Below are 23,860 nucleotides of genomic sequence, written 5' to 3' on the forward strand. Positions count from 1 at the left end.
CCTTCTTTTTATGTTTTTAAACCTTTAAAATGTAAATGTTTTCACGATGTTAGAAATGGCTTTTATACCCTTGTTCGCAAAGGAGAGATATACTATGACAGCTACTAAAGGCCTGGAAGGCATCGTCGCCACAACTTCCTCAATCAGCTCGATTGTGGATGGCGTCCTCACTTACCGCGGATTTGATATTGACGATCTTGCGGAGAATGCCACCTTTGAAGAAACCGCTTATTTGCTGTGGTTTGGCAATCTGCCTACTACGCCTGAGCTGCAGGCTCTGCGACGTGATCTCAGCGCATTTGCACCGATTCCGGAGCAGGTCATTGCACAAATGAAGCTGTATCCCAAAGAAGCGAACACGATGGCTGCCCTGCGCTCCGCCGTATCAAGTCTCGCGCTCTATGATGAAGCGGCGGATGACATGAGCCGTGAAGCGAATGAAATCAAAGCAGTGAAGCTTCAGGCGCAGATTCCGACCATAGTGGCTGCGCTGGCGCGTATCCGCAAAGGTCTGGAGCCCATTGCACCAAAAGAAGGCTTGTCCATCGCAGAGAATTTTCTCTATATGCTATGGGGCAAACAGCCGGATGTCGTATCCGTCAAGGCGCTGGATGCTGCACTTGTGCTGCATGCGGACCATGAGCTGAATGCCTCCACATTTGCCGGCCGCGTGACTGTGGCTACTCTCTCTGATATGTATTCCGGTGTGACATCTGCGATTGGTGCCCTTAAGGGTCCGCTGCATGGCGGAGCGAATGAGGCCGTAATGAAGATGCTGGAGGAGATCGGCAGTCTGGATGCAGTGGAGCCCTATATTCGTGGGAAGCTGGAGCGCCGTGAGAAAATTATGGGCTTCGGACACCGTGTCTATAAGAATGGGGATCCGCGTGCCAAACATCTGATGAAGATGTCCTACGAGCTGGGCACCATGAAGAATGACACCACACTCTACGAGATGTCCGTCAAGATTGAGGAGCTGATCACCGGGCAGAAGGGACTGAAGCCAAACGTGGATTTCTACTCGGCTTCGGTATACACACAGCTTGGCATTGAGCGGGAGTTGTTTACGCCGATTTTTGCCATCAGCCGCGCTTCGGGATGGACAGCGCATATTCTGGAGCAATATGTAGACAACCGCATCATCCGCCCGCGTGCCGAATACACAGGGATGTCCGAACAGAAATACGTTCCCGTTGACGAGAGATAAAGGCGGCCCTTGCGGGCCGCTCCACCCCTCTAGTAGAATGAATGTACGCAAGTGCTAACCAAACCAAACTAAACTAAACTTTTTAGGAGGATTCCCCACAAATGTTGAAACTAGAAAAATACGATCTGCCGACAGAAGGCGAACAAATCACGATTGAAGACGGCAAACTGGTGGTTCCGAATCATCCGATTATTCCTTTTATTGAGGGTGACGGCACTGGCCGCGACATTTGGAAAGCCTCCAAACGGGTGCTTGATGAAGCTGTTGCCAAAGCTTACGGCGGTTCAAAGAAAATTGCCTGGTATGAAGTATTTGCAGGCGAGAAGGCCTTCAATACATATGGTGAATGGCTGCCTAATGATACGCTGGAAGCCATTCGTGAATATATTGTAGCTATTAAAGGCCCGCTTACCACTCCAATCGGTGGCGGAATCCGCTCTTTGAATGTGGCGTTGCGCCAGGAACTGGACCTGTATGTATGTTTGCGTCCAGTGCGTTATTTCGATGGCGTGCCTTCACCGGTGAAACATCCGGAGCTGGTGGACATGGTTATTTTCCGTGAGAATACAGAAGACATTTATGCGGGTATCGAGTACCAGGAAGGCTCCGAGGCTGTCAAGAAAGTGATTGAATTCCTGCAGAAGGAAATGGGTGTGAACAAAATCCGCTTCCCGGAAACATCCGGTATCGGCATCAAGCCAGTGTCTTCCGAAGGCTCGAAGCGCCTCGTGCGTTCTGCAGTTGAATATGCGATCAAGCATGGACGGAAGAGCGTAACGCTTGTGCATAAGGGCAATATCATGAAATTTACCGAAGGTGCGTTTAAGAACTGGGGTTACGAAGTGGCTGAGCAGGAGTTCGGCGACCAAGTATTTACCTGGAATCAATATGATGTCATCAAGGAACGTGATGGTGAAGCTGCGGCCAATGCTGCCCAGAAGGAAGCGGAAGCTGCCGGCAAAATCATTATCAAGGATGCAATTGCCGACATCGCTCTGCAGCAGGTATTGACCCGTCCGACCGATTTCGACGTGATTGCTACGCTGAACTTGAACGGTGACTACTTGTCCGACGCGCTTGCTGCTCAAATCGGCGGCATCGGCATCGCTCCGGGAGCGAACATCAACTATTTAACAGGGCATGCTATCTTTGAAGCAACACATGGTACAGCTCCGAAATATGCCGATAAGGACGTTGTGAACCCGGGTTCGGTCATTCTTTCCGGAGTAATGCTGCTGGAGCATTTGGGCTGGCAGGAAGCGGCTGACCTTATCTACAAAGGAATGAGTACCGCCATCAACAACAAAACGGTGACTTATGATTTTGCCCGTCAAATGGAAGGCGCAACAGAGCTGAAATGCTCCGCGTTTGCCGACGAAATTATCAATAATCTGTAGTCTTGTAGGAGGATATCTCTTGGCCATCAAACGTTATAAAATTACAGTCGTGGGTGCCGGCTTCACCGGCGCTACCACGGCGCTTATGCTTGCCCAGAAGGAACTCGGCAACGTGGTGCTGCTGGATATTCCGCAGCTCGAGAACCCGACCAAAGGCAAGGCGCTGGACATGCTGGAAGCCGGCCCTGTGCAGAAGTTCGACAGCCAGATTACGGGAACCTCAAGCTATGAGGATGCAGCGGATTCGGATATCGTGATTATTACGGCAGGCATCGCCCGCAAGCCGGGCATGAGCCGCGATGATCTGGTGAATACCAATGCAGGAATTGTGAAATCGGTCTGCGAAAATGTGAAACGTGTCGCTCCGGAATCCATCGTAATTATATTGAGCAATCCGGTAGATGCGATGACTTATGTGGCTTACAATGCACTGGGCTTCCCCAAAAACCGGGTAATCGGACAATCCGGCGTGCTGGATACGGCCCGCTACTGTACTTTTATCGCCCAAGAGCTTAACGTTTCGGTTGAAGATGTACGCGGCTTTGTGCTGGGTGGACATGGCGATGATATGGTACCGCTCGTACGCTACTCCAGCGTTGGCGGCATTCCGATTGATACGCTGATTTCCGCAGAGCGTATTGCCGAGATTGTACAGCGTACACGAGTCGGCGGCGGCGAGATTGTCAGCCTGCTCGGCAACGGCAGCGCTTATTATGCGCCAGCGGCTTCCTTGGTCCAGATGACAGAAGCGATCCTGAAGGACAAGAAGCGGATTATCCCGGTAATCGCTCTGCTTGAAGGTGAATACGGCTATGATGGGCTGTTCATGGGCATTCCCGCGCTGCTGGGTGCGGACGGTATTGAGAAGGTATATGAACTGGAGCTTACGGCAGAGGAGAAAGCGGCTTTGGATAAGTCGGCAGATTCGGTACGTGCCGTTACTTCAGTAGTTACGATTTGAGCATTAGCCTGCGGGAGCCCCCATTTTAGAAATTAAAATGGGGGTTTTCTTTTCTTCTATTTGTTGGTTAGGTATAATTGAAGTGTAACTAAAATCACTGAAAACATTAGAGGAGGTATGTTATGGGTCACTTTTTGTTTTTTCTACATATGATCGGTACATTGGCGCTGGGCTTTTATCTGGTGCTGCCGTTTGTTCTCGGGCGTGTCCAGAAGCTGAGCGTCCCTGCGAGAGAAGGAACGCTTAGTGCAATCGGCGGCTTCAACCGCTTCGCCCAGTACGGTCTGGTCATCCAACTGCTGACTGGCGGCTATATGATGACGAAGGGTGAATATTCGGTACCGTGGATGATCGTGGTGGTTGTCCTGCTGCTTGCGATGTTTGCGCTCGGCGGCATCATCAGCAAACCATTGCGTCTTGCCGCAGCCGGCATGCGCGAGAACCGTGACGTATCCGCAGAGACAGGCAAAATCCGTACCTTGAGCCTGCTGCTCATGGTGGCGCTGGTGCTGATGGTGTTTTTCATGGTGTACAACAGCATTATTTAAGACTCTCCATTATAGAAAGACTACAGAAAGCCCGCCTCCGGAATGGCATGGAGAGCGGGCTTTTGGGTGCAGACATTACTTCGGGACAAATCTATCGGGTACCACCCAGCCATGCCGCTGTCACAGATTGTAGCAGACAACGCTTTACAGCAGTTCGTTCAGGGAGAAGACATGGCTTTTCTCAAATTCAGCGAGGATTCCCGCCGGAAGCAGGCGTTGAAGCTCGAGCCGGGTACACCATTTATAATCCGAATGCTCTATGGACAGCTGTACCGCATGGTCCGCGCTCCGGCACAAATAGGTGATAATGACAAGCTGCCTTGCAGGATCGGTTAGAAACGAGGTTGCATACAGCAGATTGCCGACAGTAACCGCAAGTCCGGTCTCCTCATAAATCTCCCTTTCCAGAGCTGCCTCCAGGTCTTCTCCGAATTCTATTTTTCCGCCCGCACATTCCCAGGTGCCCGCTCCGACGGAATCTCTTGCCGCACGCCGAACAAGCAGAATCCGGCCTCCATGTACAATAACTCCTTTGACAGCAACGATGATGCTGCGTGTGTGTTTGACCATATTGCGTGCTCTCCCCTCTGTGCAGAGTCTGCATAAATCTGCAACTCCATTGCTGGATTAGTGCTTTCTCTCTAAAGTATAACGCCTTCCCCGGCAAAAACGACTGACATTTTAGTTTGACCGCGCCCAAGGTGTGGTAAGTAACATAACGTAAAGCAAATGAAGAGATGATCTGCAGGTGCATAAACCAGACACCCTGAGCCAACCCTAAAACGATGAGTAACCAACAGGTACACAGCGAAAGGAGAATGGATCATGCCAGACAACACGCAAACCAAAAAAACACTACCTCCGCAGGTGCAGGACCGCCAGCCCGGAATTGAAAGTGAAATGAATCCGCTGCCGGAATTCGAGACTTCAGCCTATAAGGCGGCGGGCAAGCTGCTGGGCAAGGCGGCTCTGATTACAGGAGGAGACAGCGGTATTGGCCGGGCGGTTGCCGTTCATTTTGCCAAGGAGGGTGCGGATGTCGTTATTTCCTACCTCAATGAGCATTCCGATGCCGAAGAGACTAAACGCCAGGTGGAGCAAGAGGGACGGAAGTGCATTCTGATCGCCGGCGATATCGGCGTGGAGGCGTTTTGCCAGGATCTGATCAATAAGACGGTGAAAGGACTCGGCAAGCTGGACATCCTGATTAATAATGCGGCCGAGCAGCATCCGCAGGAGAAGATTGAGGATATTACCTCCGAGCAGCTGGAGCGGACGTTCCGCACGAATATTTTTTCGATGTTCTATTTGACCAAGGCAGCCATGCCTCACCTGAAAAAAGGGTCCACGATCATCAACACGACTTCGATCACAGCCTACCGGGGCAGCCCGCAGCTGCTGGACTATTCGTCCACCAAAGGGGCGATTCTCAGCTTTACCCGTTCGCTGTCGATGAACCTGGCGGACAAAGGCATCCGGGTCAATGCCGTAGCGCCGGGACCGATTTGGACACCGCTTATTCCGTCGACCTTTGACGCGAAGAAAGTCAGTGAGTTCGGCGGCACGCAGCCAATGAAACGCCCGGGACAACCGGAGGAGCTGGCTCCGGCCTATGTGTATCTGGCTTCCGACGATTCATCTTATGTAAGCGGACAGGTAATGCATGTGAACGGCGGCGAGGTCGTAAACGGCTAAATGCGGTTGCTGATTCCATTGCTATGAATAATTAGAGTCTGGAGCGGAACCTTGGGTTCCGCTCTTTTTGATGCAGGCCTCTTTAAAGGATGGCTCTTCAAGGAATAATATGTTAGTATATGAAACGTTAAGCGTAATTGAATATGAATTTGTCACTAGGGGTGCCGCAAGGCTGAGACGAACATACCCGTTCGGACCCTTTGAACCTGATCTGGTTTATACCAGCGTAGGGAAGTGGAGAACGAATAACTGCAGCGGGGCTGAATGGCCCGGTATTCCTGTATATATTCCAGACTGCCTCCTTTACGGGGGCGGTCTTTTTTGTGTTTGCCGGTAATGCAAAAGAACAGGAGAAGGTGAACGTGTTGAAAGAGATACATTTGATCTCGGATGGAAAGCAGAATCCGGTGCAGTTTGTTCAGCTGGCTGCGACTGTGCAATTCATAGTGGATTATATCCATCTCCGGGAAAAGGCAATGTCTGCACGGGAGCTCATGGCTCTGACGGAGCAGCTGATTATAGCGGGGGTTCCGCCTGCCAAGCTGGTGATCAACGACCGGATAGACGTTGCTCTGGCGGCAGGGGCGGGCGGGGTCCAGTTGGCTTGGCACAGCCTGCCGCCTGCCGCAGCGCGCAGCGTAGCACCGGGCCTGCGATTGGGAAGGTCGGTGCATGCCCCGGAGGAGGCGGCCGAATCCGGCCGGCAGGGAGCGGATTTCTGCCTGTTCGGGCATGTGTTTCCCTCGGCCTGCAAGCCGGGGCAGCGGGAACGCGGATTGCAGCAGCTGGCTGAGGCTGTCCGCTGCAGCAGCATTCCGCTGATCGCCATAGGCGGAATTGAGCCGGGCAATGCCGGAAAGGTTCTGGCAACGGGTGCTGCCGGAATTGCCGTAATGTCCGGAATATGCAGTGCGGGAGATCCTGTGGCCGCCGCTACAGCCTACAGATCAGTAGTTCAGGCCGTACCCTAAGCCTGAAGCCATGAACAATGTTCCTGCACCAGTTAAAGGAGGTGAGCAAGCATGAATTTGATCGTGAATGGAAAAGGCGGGGCCTATGAAGAGAGATGCCGGACTATAGCTGATCTGCTGAGCCGGTCCGAGTGGACCGGGAGACTGGTTATCGTGGAGCTGAATGGCGAGATCGTCGGCAAGGACGTTTACGGAGATACGCTGCTGAGCGAAGGTGACCGCGTAGAGCTGGTCCACTTTGTCGGCGGGGGCTAAAGTGCCGGTGCGTGTTGCCGGGTGAAAGAAGCAAGAGGCAAGAGGTAAGACGTAAGAAGCAAGAGGTAAAAGGTAAAAGGTAAGAGGTAAGACGTAAGAAGCAAGAATTAAAGGTAAGACGTAAGACGTAAGACGTAAGAAGCAAGAGTTAAAGGTAAGACGTAAAGGTAAGACGAGGTAAGACGTAAAGGGTAAGACGTAAGAGGTAAGACGTAAGAAGCAAGAGTTAAAGGCAAGACGTAAGACATAAGACGTAAGAGGTAAGACGAAAGACGAAAGAGGTAAGACCAAAACTCGGCGTATCAGCAACAGAGGCTCCGCATTTTAGCGGGCCACTATCTCAGGAGGCGATTTTATGCAAGATCCTTTCGTTATCGGCGGAATCCCTTTATCCAGCAGGCTGTTTATCGGAACCGGGAAATACAGCCGCAATACCCTTATTCCCGAAGTGATTGCACGCTCGGGTTCTCAGGTCATTACGGTGGCTCTGCGCCGGGTTGATCCGGAGAGCAACGACAACATTGTTACTCATATCCCCTCCCATATGACGCTGCTGCCCAATACCTCCGGCGCACGCACAGCCGAAGAAGCGGTACGTATTGCCAGACTGGCCAGGGCGGCAGGGCTGGGCAATTGGGTGAAGATCGAGGTCATTAATGATCAGAAATATTTGCTGCCCGATAATATGGAGACAGTTAAAGCCACGGAAATATTGGCTGCAGAGGGTTTCGTTGTACTTCCGTATATGAGTCCCGATCTTTCCGCAGCTATCCGGCTCAAGGCAGCCGGAGCTGCTGCTGTTATGCCGCTGGGTGCGCCCATCGGCTCGAACCGCGGCCTGCAGACCAAGGAGCTGCTGCGGATTCTGATCGCAGAAGTGGACCTTCCGGTGATTGTTGACGCCGGTATTGGCAGACCTTCCGAGGCTGCTGAGGCAATGGAAATGGGCGCATCCGCCGTGCTGCTGAACACGGCAATTGCTACTGCGCGTGATCCGCTTCTGATGGCGGAGGCATTCCGTGAGGCGGTATCCGCAGGGCGCAAGGCTTATCTGGCCGGACTAGGGCCGGTGGAGGAAGCGGCAACGGCCTCTTCGCCACTAACCGGCTTTTTGTTCTAGCCAAGAGAAGGAAGGGAGGAAGAGCATGAGCTTTTATGATACGCTGACCCGGCTGGAGCAGCTTCCTTACGAGACTTTATGGAAGCAGTATACAGCGGTGGATGTGAAGCGCGCGCTTCGTTTGGAGCATCTGGACGAAGACTGGCTGATGGCACTGCTGTCTCCGGCGGCGGAGCCTTACCTGGAGGAAATGGCGCAGAAAGCGCAAAGATTGACACGTACGCACTTCGGGCATGTGATGCAGCTGTTTACGCCGATGTATTTGGCCGATTTTTGCGTGAATCATTGCACTTATTGCAGCTTTAGCTCGATTTATGACTTTCCGCGCAAAAAATTGACACTGGAGGAGGTCAGGAAGGAAGCGAAAACTATCGCCGCCACAGGCCTGCGCCACATTCTGGTTCTGACCGGGGAATCCCGGAGTGAAAGTTCGGCCGCTTATGTGAGAGAATGCGTGAAGGTGCTCCGTGACTATTTTTCTTCTGTCAGCATTGAGGTTAATCCGCTCTCTACAGAAGAGTACAATGATCTGAGGGTGGCAGGGGTAGACGGTCTTACCTTGTATCAGGAGGTCTACCATCAGGAGACCTATCGAAAGCTGCATGTGAAGGGTCCGAAGAGAGTCTACCGCAACCGTCTGGATGCGCCAGAACGCGGCTGCCGCGCCGGGTTTCGATCCGTGAATATTGGTGCCCTGCTGGGGATGTACGATTGGCGCCAGGAGGCTCTGGCAACGGCCCTGCATGCCAGATACTTGCAGGACAAGTACCCGGAGTGCGAGATCGGCTTGTCGATTCCCCGTTTTCGCCCGTATCTCGGAGAATTCAATCCGGCAAGTGATGTAACCGACCGTGCGCTGGTGCAGATCATACTGGCTTACCGCCTGTTTCTGCCCCGTGCGGGCATTTCATTGTCCACGCGGGAACCGGCAGCTTTGCGCGATCATCTGGTCCATCTCGGCATCACTAAAATGTCCGCAGGAGTATCCACCGAGGTAGGCGGGCATACCCTTGAAGGTGGAACCCCGCAGTTTGAAATATCGGATGGCCGCAAAGTGCATGAAATTACAGAAATGTTGTATGCCAAGGGACTGCAGCCGGTATTCAAGGACTGGGATATCCTAACAGAGCCGCTCCATTCACCAAAGATTACACCACACCATCAGATGGACTCCCTGCGTTAATAAATTCGAAGCGATCAAATTGCTGCATCAATCTGCCGAATCTGCCGCGGGCTCACTGCTCATGCCTGCGGACAGCTCGTCCAGCGACATTTCAAACCCTGGAGCCATATGGGCCAGGAAATAATCCATCTCCGGCAGTTCCAGTACGCGCAGCTTTGTCGCGGTCTGCTCTTTGGCAGCGGCGAACTCGCGGTTGCCTGCAGCGACCTCCCAGACGCATTTCAGATAGGCGTCCAGCACGTCCGCTGCTTTGACATAGCGCAGCAGCCCGGCATCCTCTGAGCCGGGCGGGCTGTCCTGCGGTTGCAGGAGCGGCGCGTAGACCGCGCTTAGCTCCGGCGGAATCATCGCCGCCAGACGTTCGGCGGCGACCCGCTCCATGTCGCGGAAGCTGGACAGCAGCCGCGGGTTGTTATGTTTCACCGGCGTAGCGATATCGCCGGTGAATACCTCGGAGGCGTCGTGGAACAGCGCCATCACCGCAGCCCGGTCGGCATTTAGCGACCGCCCGAAATGAGCGTTGCCGATCGAGCACAGCATATGGGCCAGCAGGGCTACCTGGAATGAATGCTGCGCCACGTTCTCCGGGGCGGTGCTGCGCATCAGGCTCCAGCGCTGAATATATTGAAGGCGATACAAATAGGCTGAAAAATGGTAGTTCAATTTTTAAGTAACCCCTTTCATGAGCCGATTAATATGATATTATAATAACTAATTGTAACAGAGTTTAGACAACCTGGAACTGATGGAGAGGAGTCCTGAATGAAGATGCAGCATTTTGAAGACAGCATTTATAATCTGATCGTAGAGACCTCCACAAATTTGCCGGGCGATGTGCGCAGGGCGGTAGCGAAGGGGCGCGCGCTGGAAGACAGGGCGACCCGCTCGGGACTTGCTTTGACCACGATTGCACAGAATATCGGAATGGCTGAGCTTCAGGTATCGCCGATCTGTCAGGATACGGGGATGCCGACGTTTATTATTCATACACCTGTAGGCGTTAATCAGATAGAAATGAAAAAAGATATACACAGCGCCATTGTCCGGGCGACCCAAAACGGCAAGCTGCGTCCCAATTCAGTAGATTCGCTTACCGGCGAAAACAGCGGAGACAATCTGGGCGCCGGGACACCGGTAATCCATTTCGAACAATGGGAAGAAGAGGGCGTAGATGTCCGGCTCATCCTGAAGGGCGGCGGCTGCGAGAACAAAAATATCCAATACAGCCTTCCGGCAGAGCTGGAAGGACTGGGCAAAGCTGGCCGTGACCTCGACGGCATCCGCAAATGTATTCTCCATGCCGTCTATCAGGCACAGGGACAGGGCTGCAGCGCGGGCTTCATCGGTGTGGGCATCGGCGGAGACCGCACGACAGGCTATGAGCTGGCCAAGAAGCAGCTGTTCCGTAAGGTGGAGGATATCAACCCGGTAGAGGATCTGGGCAAGCTGGAAGATTATATTATGGAGAATGCCAACAAGCTGGGCATCGGCACGATGGGTTTCGGCGGCGAAGTCACGCTGCTGGGCTGTAAGGTGGGAGTGATGAACCGGCTTCCGGCAAGCTTCTTCGTCTCGGTGGCCTATAATTGCTGGGCCTTCCGCCGCCAGGGCGTGTTGGTTGATCCTGCGACCGGCAAGATCAAGGAATGGCTGTATGAGAGCGGCACGGGGATTTCCGTTGATGATGCTGGAGTACCTTCGCCCGAGCCGGTAGCTGTGCATGCCGCAGGTGCTGCCGGGTCCGGTGTCGTTCCCGAGGATGCCACGATTCCAGGGGCTCCGGCTGTTTTGTCGGCCGCTGAAGCTGCTGAAGGAGCAGGGCAACCTGCAACGGCCGGCGGATCGCGCGAGGTCCGGCTGACGACGCCGATCAGCGAGGAGGATATCCGCAGCCTGTGGGTGGGCGATGTGGTAATCCTGTCCGGGGAAATGCATACCGGCCGCGATGCGCTGCATAAATACCTGATGGACCACGAAACGCCGGTTGATCTGAACGGTGCAGTCATTTATCACTGCGGTCCGGTCATGCTGAAGGATGAGGAAGGCTGGCATGTAAAAGCGGCAGGGCCGACTACAAGCATTCGCGAAGAACCGTACCAAGGGGATATTATTAAGAAATTCGGCATCCGCGCCGTGATCGGCAAAGGCGGAATGGGCCCCAAAACGCTGAAGGCTCTGCAGGAGCATGGCGGCGTATATCTCAACGCTATCGGCGGAGCCGCGCAATATTATGCCGAATGTATCAAGAAGGTCAATGCAGTCGACTTTATGGAATTCGGAATCCCTGAGGCGATGTGGCATTTGCAGGTAGACGGCTTTGCGGCAATCGTAACGATGGATTCGCACGGCAACAGCTTGCATGCTGATGTGGAGAAGGATTCTGCAGCCAAGCTGGCCCAGTTCCGCGAACCTGTGTTCAAATAAGTTATCAGGAAGATAAAGACCACAATAACAGAAGCCAACCTTCATTTTCACTCTGGAGCGAGGCTTCTTTTTTTACCGATGTTCAGAAGAATTAAGGACAAAAAAAGAAGAAATTTAAATTTCTTGACAACGCATACGTTTGCATGGTAATTTCTTCTAGAAGGAAACCGGTTTCCCGAACCGCAATGCAATGAGGCAAGTGATGGAAATGTATTTACAGTCTAACACAGGTTTTGTAAACGCTTTTATGAGAGGGAGATGAGAATGAAACGTAAACCATGGCTTATTCCCGTTCTAATCACGTCCATTGTTCTTTCGATCACGATGAATTTATTTGTGGTCCCGCCTTCGAAGGTTGAAGCAGCAAGCAGCATAGGTACCGTCACCGAGAATGATACGATTTATCAGATTATGGTTGACCGCTTTAATGACGGGGATACATCCAATAATGCCACCGGCGCAGCAATCCGTTACGGGGAGAACTCGGAAGAAGATTTCCGTTACATGAAAGGCGGCGACTGGCAGGGGGTTATCAACAAGCTACCCTATATTCATAACATGGGATATACGGCAATCTGGATTTCTCCGGTCGCTGAACCACAAATGACGAACCGCGAGAACAACGGCACCGGGAAAAACACGGCCTACCATGGATACAACGTGAAAAACCCCAATGCTGCCAACCCGTATTTCGGGACTAAAGAAAAGCTTAAGGAGCTGGTGGACAGCGCCCATGCTCTGGGAATAAAAGTGATTATTGATGTTGTGCCGAACCATATTGGGGACTATATGCTCGGCAGTCAGGCTTATTATGATATACCGGCATTGCAGCCAGCCGCCCCTTTTAATAATACGTCTTGGTATCATCATAATGGGGATATCAACTGGTCGCTGGCAGACGGAAGATATGATCAGTGGGCTCAGGACTACCTGGAGAATCATGATCTCGGCGGTCTGGATGATATTGATTTCGATGTTCCGGCTGCCAAGCAGGCTGTGTTCAATTCCATCAAGGGCTGGTTTGATTATACAGGGGCGGACGGCGCCCGTGTCGATGCAGCCAAGCTGATGAAACCTACGGACATTGGAGAGCTGCAGAATCTGCTGGGCGTCAATACCTTCGGCGAGAACTTTGACGGCAATGCCGAATTTGTCTCCCGCTGGGTGGGTAATAACAAGGAATGGGGAATGCTCGACTTCCCGTTGTTTTTCTCCGTGCTGAACAGCTTTGCCTACGGGCAGTCTTTCGAGTCCAATATCAAAAGCACGCTGGCGCTCGACTCCCTTTACAATGGAAATGCTAACCATATGGTCACCTTTATAGATAATCATGACCGCAACCGTTTCCTGACGGAAGCCGGAGGAAATGTCGAGAAGCTGCAAAATGCATTGTCCTTTATTTTCACTGTTCGCGGAACCCCGGTGGTCTTCCAGGGCACAGAGCAGAATAAGGGCAACGGCAACGGCCAGATTATGACCGGCGGAATCGCCGATACCTGGAACCGCTGGTCGATGGTGAAACGGGATGCAAGCGGCAATGTAATTCAGAACTATTTTAATGAAGACGCGAGCACCTTCAAGCATATCGCCAAGCTGAATGAAATCCGCAAAAATAACCCGGCCCTGCGCACCGGCACCCAGCGTGAAATGTGGTCTGCCCAGAACCTGTACGCGTTCTCGCGCCGCATTGACACCGGGGCCAATGTCGGCCAGGAGGTTATCTCTGTATTCAGCAATGCCTCGAGCGGTTCGCAGACCCTCACTATCCCGCTGCGCGCTGAGAGCACACTGACTGCTGGAACGGTTCTGCTGAACCAATTCAATACGTCTGACAAAGTGACGGTGCAAGCGGGAGGAGTAACGGGCAAACAAATCACAGTAACTGTGGGCGCAAATACAGCCAAAGTCTACTCCAAAACACAGCCTGTTTCAGAAAACGAACCTCCGTCTGTGCCAACCAATGTGACAGCCACTGTGCAAAATGCATCCAGTGTACTGGTAAGCTGGACAGCATCCACGGACAACGTTGGGGTAACCGGCTATGAGGTTTACCGCAATGGCGTCAAGGTTGGGACTACCTCTACCCCATCTTATACGGATACCGGGTTAGCGGGTAATACCAGCTATTCTTATACAATAAAAGCTTTTGATGCCGCATCCAACCTGTCGGGATTCAGCTTAGCCGCTCTTGTTGTCACACCTGCGGGGAACAATGTGACGATCTACTATAAGCAGGGCTATACCACACCGTATATCCATTACCGTCCGGCCGGAGGGACCTGGACGACGTCACCTGGCGTAGCCATACCGGCAGCAGAAGTGGCAGGCTACAATAAAATAACGGTCAATATCGGTGCTGCCACCCAGCTCGAGGCCTGCTTCAACAACGGAAGCAGCACATGGGACAGCAACGGCGGAAGCAATTATTTCTTCGGCACCGGCACCTGGACCTATACGCCGACCGGAAATATCCAATCCGGCGGACCCGTGACGCCGACAGCCACACCAACGGTGACACCGACTCCAACACCGACAGCCACACCAACGGTGACACCGACTCCAACACCGACAGCCACACCAACGGTGACACCGACTCCAACACCGACAGCCACACCGACGGTGACACCAACACCAACACCGACAGCCACACCGACAGTGACGCCAACACCAACGCCGACTGCAACACCGACAGCAACACCAACAGCAACGGTGACGCCAACAGCGACACCTGTGGGCAATACGGCGACGATCTATTACAAGAATGCGGCTTTCAGCAATTCCTATATCCATTACAAGCTGGACGGTTCAACGACCTGGACGACCACGCCAGGCGTGCAGATGGAGTCATCCTCCTATGCGGGTTATAAAGTACTAGAGATTCCGCTGGGCAACGCGGCGGGTCTGACCGCTGCCTTTAATAATGGCAGCGGCACATGGGATAGCAATGGCGGCAACAATTATCACTTTGGCGCGGGGAGCTCGAGTCTGGTGAACGGCAGCCTGTCGGCTGGAGAACCTCAGGCCGACAGCGTGACGTTCCGGGTCAGTATTCCGGGTACTACGCCTGCAAGCGGACCGGTATATCTGACCGGCTCCTTTAACAGCTGGAACGCAGCGGACCCTGCTTATCAGCTGACCAAGGGAAGCGACGGTGTATATTCGATTACACTCAGCCTGCCTGCAGGAACTGCTGTGCAGTATAAGCTGACCCGTGGAAGCTGGGCGGCCGTAGAAACCGCCTCAGGCGGTACGGACATCGCCAACCGGACGCTGACACCGGCAGGCGGAGCGCAGACAGTCACGCTGACCGTGCAGCGCTGGAAGGATCAATAACAGCTGCCATTAAATCTCTGCCACACTAATCGGTTTCCAAATGGATGTTTATAAACAAGGAGCGGCTCCCCGGGAGGCCGCTCCTTGTTTTAAGTTCTGCAATTCAAGCTCAGAACAGCTCATGGCTAAGCTAATTCCGGACAACATGTCTTAACGTGGATTCCCGGGCAATAAGCTCCGGTTCCAGCAGCAGCTGCCGTGATCCCGTATTTTTGCTCTGGATAAGATCCATCAGCCATTGGCCGGAGGTTACCCCAAGCTTGAAGGTATCTATATTCAATGAGGTCAGGGGAGGTGTGGTGTATCGGGAGAAAGGATATTCATCAAAAGCGGCCACACCGAGCTGTGCGGGGATTTCGATGCCCAGCTCGCGGGCGGCTCTTAGCACGCCGAAGGCAACATAATTGGTCATACATACGATGCAGTCGGGCCGGTCACCACCCTGCAGAAGCTGCATGGCGGCGCGGTAGCCTTCATGCTCGTCGGCTTGCCCATTCACAATTAATCTTTCCGGGGCGGACCTGCCTGCCTGGTTCAAAGCCTTAAGATAGCCGTTTAAGCGGGAAGTGAAGATTCGCTCATGCGGCTCTCCGCCGATGAAAGCGGGCTGGGAGTAGCCCTGCTCCAGCAGGTGGCGTGTCAGCATTCTGCCGCCGGCTTCATTATCGAAATCGACCCAGCTGGCCGGATCGTTGCTTTCGCCAATGGAGATGTAGGGAAATTCAAGCTGATCGAGCTGCGCGGACAGTTCTTCCGTCAGCACTGAATTGTTGGCGATAATTCCGTCGACACGCTGATTGTAGACCAGTCTGTTCAGGAAATCTCCCTCTTCATCATTATGCTGCACATTGCAGAGGGTCAGCTCATATTTCAGCGGACCGATCACGCTCTCTATTCCACCTATAATGTTATAGAAGAATTGATTCAGGAATTCGCTTCTTTTGGACATGTCAACCAGCAGCCCCACGGTATTACTGCTCTGTCTGGCAAGTCCGGTGGCGATGCTGCTCGGGGTATAGTTCATTTGCTTCATAATTTCACGAACTCTGCGTTTGGTGTCCTGCGAAATTTTCGGAGAATCGTTCAGTACCTTGGAGACAGTAGACTTGGCGACATTGGCGGCTTTTGCAACATCCGAAATCGTTACTTTCATTAGATTTCCCTCTCGAATTTAACAGGTTTTGTAATGATAATACCATAAATCGGGTGGAGCCTTAATGTTTTACGTCTCTGCTGGCAGCACATGCTGTCCCATTTTTACACTGCGTTGATAATTGCCTGGAGAACTGGTATTTTAGCCAAAATGGAGGTAGGATGTTCTCAATGACATAATGACAAGGAAGAGGATTTTCAGATGAAACCGTTTCGTATCCGGCTTACTTTTATACTGATGACTATGATCGGGATTTCCATGATCGGCGCCGGACTTACCATGGCCCAATTGTTTAAGGACTCCCATATTGCGGCCCTGGAGGAAAACATGTCCCGGGAAATAAAGCTGCTCTCCGGAACGCTTCAGTTTGCCGATATGAACAGCTCCGGCGCATTGAATTTCTATACGGAGCAGGCCAAGCATATCTCTAAGCTGACCAATTCCCGGATCACCTTCATTACCAAAGACGGCAAGGTCATCGGCGATTCGGAGAAGGATCCGCTGCAAATGGACAATCACTCCACCCGTGAGGAGGAAGTGCTGGCCGCCAAGGAAGGAATCGGACGGGCGATCCGTTACAGTGATACACTCGACCGGCAAATGCTGTATGTAGCCGGAGCAGTAGTCTCGGATCAGGGGTTCGACGGTTATATCCGGCTCTCCATGGAGCTGAACGCGGTGACGGAAGGACTTAGCCGGGCTTGGCTGATTATGGCCGGGGGACTGGTTCTGCTGTTTATTGCGGCAACCCTGGTGAGCTACAAGGTGGCTTCAAGCATGACCTCTCCGCTGGAGCAGATTACGCGAGTGGCCCGGCGCATTACCGACCTGGATTATGATGCCCGGGTGCCGATGAAGCGCAAGGATGAGATCGGTCAGCTTGCCACAGCAATCAATGCCATGGCCGACAGCCTGCAGACCCAGCTGAAGACGATCCGTGACAACGAGGATTTGTTGCAGAGCGTGCTGGATAATATGACCGGCGGCATTGTGATGATCAATGCGGAGGGCGAGATTGCGCTGCTGAACCGGGCATCGGAACGTCTGCTGGACGTGAAGAACAGTGAAATGGCCGGCTATTCCTACAAGGAAATTAAGCATCATTATGAGCTTACCCGATTGATTGACGAGGGAGTTACCCGTAAGGAGGCGATCCACGAGGAGCGGAGTATTTATAACCCGGCCGAGCGGATCGTCCGGCTTGACGGCGTGCCGATGATGCAGGATGGCTCTTACCGGGGCATGTTGTTCCTGCTGCAGGAGGTGACGGAAATCCGCCGTCTGGAGAAGATGCGCAGTGAGTTCGTGGCCAACGTCTCACATGAGCTGAAGACACCGGTGGCTGCGGTAAAAGGGTTTGCCGAGACCCTGCTTGGAGGCGGCGTTACGGATGAGAAGACGGCACGTTCTTTCCTGCAGATTATTTATGATGAGAATGAACGGTTGAACCGGTTAATCGGAGATATTCTGGAATTGTCCAAAATCGAATCGAAGCGCGTGCAGCTCGAATGCTCTCCTGTCCATTTAATTGAATTTTTTGATTCCGTACTGGGGACGCTCAGCAAAGTGGCAGAAAAGAAAAAAATCAGCCTCAGTGCAAATGTGCCGAACGAGCTGTTCGTCGAGGGTGACGAAGACAAGCTGCGCCAGATCTTTATGAATCTGCTCTCCAATGCAATCAATTACACGCATGATGGGGGAAGTGTGAAAGTAACCGTCGTCAACGGCCATAAGGCGGACGGCACGGAAACGGTTGTCTTTACCGTCAGCGATACCGGCATGGGCATTCCCCGCAAGGATTTGCCGCGGATTTTTGAACGCTTTTACCGGGTGGATAAGGCAAGATCGAGAAGCTCCGGCGGAACCGGCCTCGGATTGTCAATCGTGAAGCATCTGGTGGAGCTGCATCGCGGTTCGATTACGGTGGAGAGTGATCTCGGCATCGGCAGCTCGTTTATTCTGGAATTGCCGCTGCTGCAGGAGCAGGCAGAATAGGATGAGGCCCCGTTTACAGCTGGACACGCTCCCGGAAGTGCGTTTTCAAATTTGCCAGTGAGCCCTTCAAGGTTTACTATGGAATGGAATTCTTTTTAAAAATTCAGAAGTCTTTGAGATTTTACACCGAGTTAACATTCCGGTGATATGATGGGCTTGCGAACTGATTTGTAAATTTAAAAACATATGAAGACGGGGGAACCTATGGCACAACGATTGCTTGTCATTGAAGACGAACCGACGCTGGCACGGCTGCTGTCCTATAATTTGACGCAGGAAGGTTATGAAGTGACGGTGGAGGATCATGGAACGGCAGGATATGACCGTGCGACTAGAGAACCTTTTGACCTGATCGTACTGGACCTCATGCTTCCGGGAATGAACGGGATTGATATTCTTGATAAACTGCGCGGACAAGGCATCCGTACGCCTGTTATCGTGCTGACTGCCAAAAATGCCGAAGAGGATGTAGTCCGCGGCCTGAAATCCGGTGCTGATGATTATATAACCAAACCTTTTGGTGTATCGGAATTGCTTGCCCGGGTCAGCGCAGTACTCCGGCGGATCTCCGGACTTGCCGAAGAAGTCCAGCCGGAAGCTGTAGTATCGGCATCGACGATTATCCTGGGACAGCTGGAGATTTACCCTGAACGGTATGAGGTTTCTCTGGGCGGAGTCAGCATTAATCTGCGGCCGAAGGAATTTGAAGTGCTGCTGTATCTGGCTCGCAAGCCGGGTGTGGTGCTGACGCGCGACGATTTGATGAATGCCGTATGGGGCTTTGATTATATCGGCGGACAGCGGACGGTGGATGTCCACGTTAGCTCACTGCGCAAGAAACTGGAGCTTGATCCGGAATCAGTCCATATTGATTCGATTCGCGGTGTAGGTTACAAACTGGTAGTTAGCAAGAAAAGAGCGCCTGTCATTTGAAATGACGGTGTTCTTTTTTTAAAATATACAAAGAATTGAAATAATAAGGTCATCAGCACTTCGTGAAAACGGGACGATTGTTACCGATTTTACACTGCGTTAACAATTCTCTTCAACTCTATTTACACTGAAAGCTTATCATGGGGAACGAAGATGATGAGAAGGAGACGCAAAAACTAATGAAATCCATCATTGACATAGAGAAACTTGATCTCTACTATGAGTCTTTTCATGCACTGAAGGCTGTGGATCTGCAGATTCCGGAGAAACAGGTGACAGCTTTTATCGGTCCCTCCGGCTGTGGTAAATCTACATTACTGCGCACACTAAACCGTATGAACGACATGATTCCCGGAACACGTATTGAAGGTAAAGTGAACATCAGCGGCAAAAATATTTACAGCGACGAGGTTGAGGTGGAGAGCCTGCGCAAGCAGGTCGGCATGGTATTCCAGCAGCCCAATCCATTTCCCAAGTCGATCTACGACAACGTGGCCTACGGCCCCCGTCTGCATGGCGTCCGCGCCAAAGCGGAGCTGGACGAACTCGTAGAACAAAGTCTGCGGCAATCCGCGCTTTGGGAGGAAGTTAAGGATTTTCTGAAGAAATCTGCACTTAGCCTGTCCGGTGGACAACAGCAGCGTCTTTGCATTGCCAGAGCACTTGCGGTACAACCGGATATTCTGCTGATGGATGAGGCAACCTCCGCGCTTGACCCGGTTTCCACACTGAAGATTGAGGAACTGGTACAGGAGCTGCGCGATAAGTACACCATTGTTATGGTCACACATAATATGCATCAGGCGGCCCGGGTATCGGGCAAAACCGTGTTTTTCCTGAACGGTGTAATTGTAGAGGCTGCGGATACGGAACTGTTGTTCTCCAATCCAAAGGACTCCCGCACAGAAGACTATATATCCGGCCGCTTCGGCTAACCCCCCGCAGGGACCCGTTCCTGGAAATGACAAGCTGACCATACGTTTTTGAGGAGGATCGTTTTTATTATGATTCGCAGAAAAGAATTCGATAAAGATCTGGAAGAACTACGCAGTCTGCTGCAGCAGATGGGCGAGCATGTAACGGATGCTCTGGAAGGTGCAATCGTAGCTTTGCAGACTCTTGACACCGTACGTGCACAAGAAATCGTCAAAGCCGATTTACGGCTGAATGCCATGGAAGACAGAATAATGGAAATCGGTTCGCGGCTGATTATCACCCAGCAGCCCGTAGCCAAGGACCTGCGCCGAATTATTGTTGCGTTCAAAATATCCAGCGATCTGGAGCGTATGGGCGATTTGGCACTGGATGTAGCGAAGGTTACGCTGCGCATTCAGGGCCAGCAATTGATCAAACCGCTGGTGGATATTCCGCGGATGGCTGAAATTGTGGCCGTCATGATCGACGAGGCGATTCAATCCTATCTGGATGAGAACACCGATCTGGCGTACAAGATGGCCCAGGATGACGACCAGGTCGATCATTTGTACAGCGCAACGATTAATGAGCTGTACACTTATATGGTCGAAAAGCCGGAATCGCTGAATCAGGCGATGCTGTTGACGCTGGTTGGACGCTATATCGAGCGGATTGCCGATCACGCCACCAACATCGGCGAAAGTGTGGTTTATCTCGTAACAGGCAAACGCCCGGATCTGAATCAATAACGAAGGCACGATTGAGCTGGTGCTGGCTGACTTTGTGCAGCAGCCCCGAATGAATTTTGCGTGTACCTACTAAGCAGCAAGCTCCTGTACTGGAGGCTTGCTGCTTTTTTCATTTTTATTTAGAAGCTAAGCGGTTTTAGCAAGGGTAATAATGGAAATCCTACATTAAATACATAAATTCGGGCGCTTTCTCTAATTAGCGGGCGGGAACTTGCTTTATCGGTAGAATCCGCAGTTCATTTCGGATGTCTTGGTTCTTTTTTGAGCGGGGCATATGTTACTATGTAGGGAGTAAGCAAGATAAAGGCGAGGTGCTATAGTGGACAAGTTGATACTAATCGATGGAAATAACATCATTTATCGCGCATTTTTCGCCATGCCGCCGCTGACGAATACGGCGGGGCAGCAGACAAATGCGGTATACGGATTTACGACGATGCTGCTGCGTTTAATCGAGGAGCATAAGCCGAGTCATCTGATCGTTGCATTCGATGCCGGGAAGATTACATTCCGGCATGAAGGGTATGAAGATTATAAGGGCGGCCGTCAAAAGACACCGCCGGAGCTCTCCGAGCAGTTCCCGATGCTGAAGGACCTGCTGCGTGATATGGGGGTGCCGCAGTTTGAGATTTCCGGTTACGAAGCTGACGATATTATCGGCAGCATCTCGCGTGAGGCTGATGAAGCCGGACGCCAGGTAATGATCGTGTCCGGGGACAAGGACATGCTGCAGCTGGCCTCAGAGTATACGACGGTGGCACTAGTCCGTAAGGGCGTTACAGAAGTCGAGCTGTACGGACCGCAGCAAATCCGCGAGAAATACGATCTGACGCCAGAGCAGATCATCGACCTTAAGGGGCTGATGGGTGATGCCAGTGATAACATTCCCGGAGTGCCTGGCGTAGGCGAGAAGACCGCACTTAAGCTGCTGCACCAGTTCGGTTCGGTCGAAGGCGTGCTGGCCGGAACCGGCGAGCTGAAGGGCAAGATGAAAGAGAAGCTGGAGGAACATGCGGACAGTGCCGTGATGAGCAAGAAGCTGGCGACGATTTACCGCGAGGTTCCGCTGGAGCATGCCTGGGAGGATATGGAATTCACCGGAATTAAGGGGGATAGTGCCGGCCCGGCACTCGCCAAGCTGGAATTCAAATCCCTGCTTGAGCGCCTGTCGCTTAGCGCTTATTCGCCCAGCAGTGATGGAGCTGTAGAAGCGGTTGAAGCTGCCGTCCTGGATATTACCATCGTCGGTGAAAGTGAGCTGGAGGACTTGATCTCCGCTCTCCCGGGCATTTCCGCGCTGCATGTGGAATCAAACGGTGAGAACCCGCACCGTGCAGAAGTGATTGGCCTTGGCTTGTCTTCGCCGGAGCGGCATTACTTCGTGCCGTTTGCACTGCTGCAGAGCCATGCCGCAGCTCCGCTGCGGGCCTGGCTGGGAGACAGCAAGGCACCGAAGAGCGGTTACGACCTGCACCGCGCCGATCTGGCGCTGCATTGGCAGGGGATTCCTTTTGCCGGAGCAGCCAATGATGTGCAGCTTGCTGCTTATCTGCTGGATCCGACAGAAGCGAATCAGAACCTGAATGATCTTACCGCCAAATATGGCCTGCCCCGCTTATCTCCGGATGAAGAGGTGTTCGGCAAAGGCGCCAAATATAAAATACCGGAGCTTGAAATCCTCGGCAATCATGTGGCGCGCAAAAGCGCTACCGTGCTTGGTATCGTCGAGAAGCAGCAGCAGGAGCTGACCGAGACGGCAATGACCGGACTGTTCGAAGATCTCGAAATGCCGCTGTCGCGCATTCTTGCCGATATGGAAAAACAGGGGATTGCCGTCAATAAAGAAGATCTTAAAGAGCTGGGGAAAGAATTCGAAGCCCAGATTTCCAAGCTGGTTGCTGAAATCTACGAGATATGCGGAACCGAGTTCAACCTGAATTCGCCTAAGCAGCTCGGGGAAATTCTGTTTGTGAAGCTGGGTCTGCCTGTCGTCAAGAAGACCAAAACAGGATATTCCACCGATGCCGAGGTGCTGGAGAAGCTGGCCCCTTATCATGACGTGGTGCGTCTGATCCTGCAATACCGCTCGATCGCCAAGCTCCAGTCCACCTATGTAGAGGGTCTGCTCAAGGAAGTCTCCGAGGTGACCGGCAAGGTGCATACCTTCTACCGGCAGACCATTGCTGCAACAGGAAGGCTTAGCAGCCAATTTCCGAACCTGCAAAACATTCCGATCCGGCTGGAGGAAGGCCGCAAGATCCGCAAGGTCTTTGTACCGTCCGAACCGGGCTGGTCAATTCTGGCGGCAGATTACTCGCAGATCGAACTCCGCGTGCTGGCACATATTTCCGGTGATGAGCGGATGAAGGAAGCTTTTCTGCATGATATGGATATTCATACCAAGACAGCGATGGATGTGTTCGGAGTCACGGCCGACCAGGTCGACAGCAACATGCGCCGGTCCGCCAAGGCGGTTAACTTCGGCATTGTGTACGGCATCAGTGATTACGGACTGTCGCAGAACCTGGGGATTTCCCGCAAGGAAGCATCACACTTTATCGAGCAGTACTTTGAAGTATATGAGGGTGTGCGCCGCTACATGGACGATATCGTGCTTGATGCCCGCAAGCAGGGTTATGTAACCACGCTGCTGGAACGCCGCCGCTATCTGCCGGAGATCAATGCGAAGAACTTTAATCTGCGCTCATTTGCCGAACGTACGGCGATGAATACCCCGATTCAAGGGACGGCTGCGGACATTATCAAGCTGGCCATGGTCCATATGGACAAGGCGCTGTATGAGCGCGGGCTGAAGAGCCGCATGCTGCTGCAGGTGCACGATGAGCTTGTCTTCGAAGTGCCGGAAGATGAGCTTGAGCTGATGAAAGAACTGCTGCCCAAGGTTATGGCCGGCGCGCTCACGCTCTCTGTGCCGCTGAAAGCAGAGGTAAGTTATGGAAGTAACTGGTATGAGGCGAAATAGACTCCCCGCAGGCCCGGCAATTCCGGTATAATGGAGGA

19 protein-coding genes and 1 riboswitch are annotated in these 23,860 nt (G+C 52.6%); of the genes, 16 read left to right on the forward strand and 3 right to left on the reverse strand.

Features of this window, described 5'->3' with window-relative positions:
* Window positions 1–94: 94 nt before the first annotated feature.
* The 4 genes from ACQ76X_RS22310 (at window position 95) to ACQ76X_RS22325 (ending at window position 4,113) form a co-directional block, all read left to right on the forward strand.
* On the forward strand, window positions 95–1,207 hold the full coding sequence (locus ACQ76X_RS22310) for a citrate/2-methylcitrate synthase (protein ID WP_438495970.1): 1,113 nt from the start codon (window positions 95–97) through the stop codon (window positions 1,205–1,207).
* 101 nt (window positions 1,208–1,308) lie between these two features.
* Complete coding sequence (gene icd, locus ACQ76X_RS22315; RefSeq protein ID WP_438495971.1) at window positions 1,309–2,604, forward strand: NADP-dependent isocitrate dehydrogenase; 1,296 nt, start codon at window positions 1,309–1,311, stop codon at window positions 2,602–2,604.
* A gap of 19 nt (window positions 2,605–2,623) precedes the next feature.
* Window positions 2,624–3,565, forward strand: a complete 942-nt coding sequence (gene mdh / locus ACQ76X_RS22320; RefSeq protein ID WP_076110656.1) for a malate dehydrogenase — start codon at window positions 2,624–2,626, stop codon at window positions 3,563–3,565.
* A gap of 122 nt (window positions 3,566–3,687) precedes the next feature.
* The gene (locus ACQ76X_RS22325) at window positions 3,688–4,113 is read left to right on the forward strand and encodes a hypothetical protein (protein ID WP_038588945.1); all 426 of its coding nucleotides are present in this window, start codon (window positions 3,688–3,690) and stop codon (window positions 4,111–4,113) included.
* Window positions 4,114–4,257: 144 nt separating this feature from the next.
* Here ACQ76X_RS22325 and ACQ76X_RS22330 read toward each other — a convergent pair whose 3' ends face one another.
* A complete protein-coding gene (locus ACQ76X_RS22330) occupies window positions 4,258–4,683 on the reverse strand; it encodes an NUDIX hydrolase (protein WP_438495972.1) in 426 nt (141 codons plus the stop codon).
* Window positions 4,684–4,938: 255 nt separating this feature from the next.
* Between ACQ76X_RS22330 and ACQ76X_RS22335 the strand changes: the two genes are divergently transcribed.
* The 5 genes from ACQ76X_RS22335 to thiH all read left to right on the forward strand — a co-directional run bounded on the left by ACQ76X_RS22335 (window position 4,939) and on the right by thiH (window position 9,337).
* Window positions 4,939–5,808, forward strand: coding sequence for an SDR family oxidoreductase (locus ACQ76X_RS22335; protein ID WP_438495973.1), 870 nt, complete (start codon window positions 4,939–4,941; stop codon window positions 5,806–5,808).
* 147 nt (window positions 5,809–5,955) lie between these two features.
* Window positions 5,956–6,058, forward strand: a riboswitch (TPP riboswitch).
* A gap of 112 nt (window positions 6,059–6,170) precedes the next feature.
* A complete protein-coding gene (locus ACQ76X_RS22340; protein ID WP_438495974.1) occupies window positions 6,171–6,779 on the forward strand; it encodes a thiamine phosphate synthase in 609 nt (202 codons plus the stop codon).
* A 51-nt stretch (window positions 6,780–6,830) separates the two neighbouring features.
* A complete protein-coding gene (gene thiS / locus ACQ76X_RS22345; RefSeq protein WP_438495975.1) occupies window positions 6,831–7,034 on the forward strand; it encodes a sulfur carrier protein ThiS in 204 nt (67 codons plus the stop codon).
* 355 nt (window positions 7,035–7,389) lie between these two features.
* Window positions 7,390–8,154 (forward strand): thiazole synthase, encoded by a 765-nt coding sequence (locus tag ACQ76X_RS22350; protein ID WP_438495976.1) that lies wholly within the window; start codon window positions 7,390–7,392, stop codon window positions 8,152–8,154.
* A 25-nt stretch (window positions 8,155–8,179) separates the two neighbouring features.
* A complete protein-coding gene (thiH, locus tag ACQ76X_RS22355; protein ID WP_438495977.1) occupies window positions 8,180–9,337 on the forward strand; it encodes a 2-iminoacetate synthase ThiH in 1,158 nt (385 codons plus the stop codon).
* A 27-nt stretch (window positions 9,338–9,364) separates the two neighbouring features.
* Here the strand turns inward: thiH and yfbR are convergent, their stop codons facing one another.
* Window positions 9,365–10,000: a 5'-deoxynucleotidase gene (gene yfbR / locus ACQ76X_RS22360; RefSeq protein ID WP_438495978.1), complete on the reverse strand. Its 636-nt coding sequence runs from the start codon at window positions 9,998–10,000 to the stop codon at window positions 9,365–9,367.
* 105 nt (window positions 10,001–10,105) lie between these two features.
* Between yfbR and ACQ76X_RS22365 the strand changes: the two genes are divergently transcribed.
* Window positions 10,106–11,761 (forward strand): fumarate hydratase, encoded by a 1,656-nt coding sequence (locus tag ACQ76X_RS22365; protein ID WP_438496023.1) that lies wholly within the window; start codon window positions 10,106–10,108, stop codon window positions 11,759–11,761.
* A 264-nt stretch (window positions 11,762–12,025) separates the two neighbouring features.
* Window positions 12,026–15,094, forward strand: coding sequence for a carbohydrate binding domain-containing protein (locus ACQ76X_RS22370; RefSeq protein WP_438495979.1), 3,069 nt, complete (start codon window positions 12,026–12,028; stop codon window positions 15,092–15,094).
* Window positions 15,095–15,224: 130 nt separating this feature from the next.
* Here the strand turns inward: ACQ76X_RS22370 and ACQ76X_RS22375 are convergent, their stop codons facing one another.
* Entirely contained in the window at window positions 15,225–16,247 is a 1,023-nt protein-coding gene (locus ACQ76X_RS22375) for a LacI family DNA-binding transcriptional regulator (RefSeq protein WP_438495980.1), read from the reverse strand.
* A gap of 201 nt (window positions 16,248–16,448) precedes the next feature.
* Between ACQ76X_RS22375 and pnpS the strand changes: the two genes are divergently transcribed.
* From pnpS to polA, 5 genes are all read left to right on the forward strand, one after another.
* Window positions 16,449–18,242, forward strand: coding sequence for a two-component system histidine kinase PnpS (gene pnpS, locus ACQ76X_RS22380; protein ID WP_038588962.1), 1,794 nt, complete (start codon window positions 16,449–16,451; stop codon window positions 18,240–18,242).
* 204 nt (window positions 18,243–18,446) lie between these two features.
* Window positions 18,447–19,175, forward strand: a complete 729-nt coding sequence (locus ACQ76X_RS22385) for a response regulator transcription factor (RefSeq protein ID WP_038588964.1) — start codon at window positions 18,447–18,449, stop codon at window positions 19,173–19,175.
* A 179-nt stretch (window positions 19,176–19,354) separates the two neighbouring features.
* Entirely contained in the window at window positions 19,355–20,110 is a 756-nt protein-coding gene (pstB, locus tag ACQ76X_RS22390; RefSeq protein ID WP_038588967.1) for a phosphate ABC transporter ATP-binding protein PstB, read from the forward strand.
* Window positions 20,111–20,179: 69 nt separating this feature from the next.
* Window positions 20,180–20,839 (forward strand): phosphate signaling complex protein PhoU, encoded by a 660-nt coding sequence (gene phoU, locus ACQ76X_RS22395; RefSeq protein ID WP_076110645.1) that lies wholly within the window; start codon window positions 20,180–20,182, stop codon window positions 20,837–20,839.
* A 319-nt stretch (window positions 20,840–21,158) separates the two neighbouring features.
* Window positions 21,159–23,822 carry a DNA polymerase I gene (gene polA / locus ACQ76X_RS22400; protein ID WP_438495981.1) on the forward strand — a complete coding sequence of 888 codons (2,664 nt, stop codon included), beginning with the start codon at window positions 21,159–21,161 and terminating at the stop codon, window positions 23,820–23,822.
* Window positions 23,823–23,860 lie beyond the last annotated feature (38 nt).

Origin of the sequence: Paenibacillus sp. IHBB 3054 (assembly GCF_051594305.1) — a bacterium.
GTDB lineage: Bacteria > Bacillota > Bacilli > Paenibacillales > Paenibacillaceae > Paenibacillus_AQ.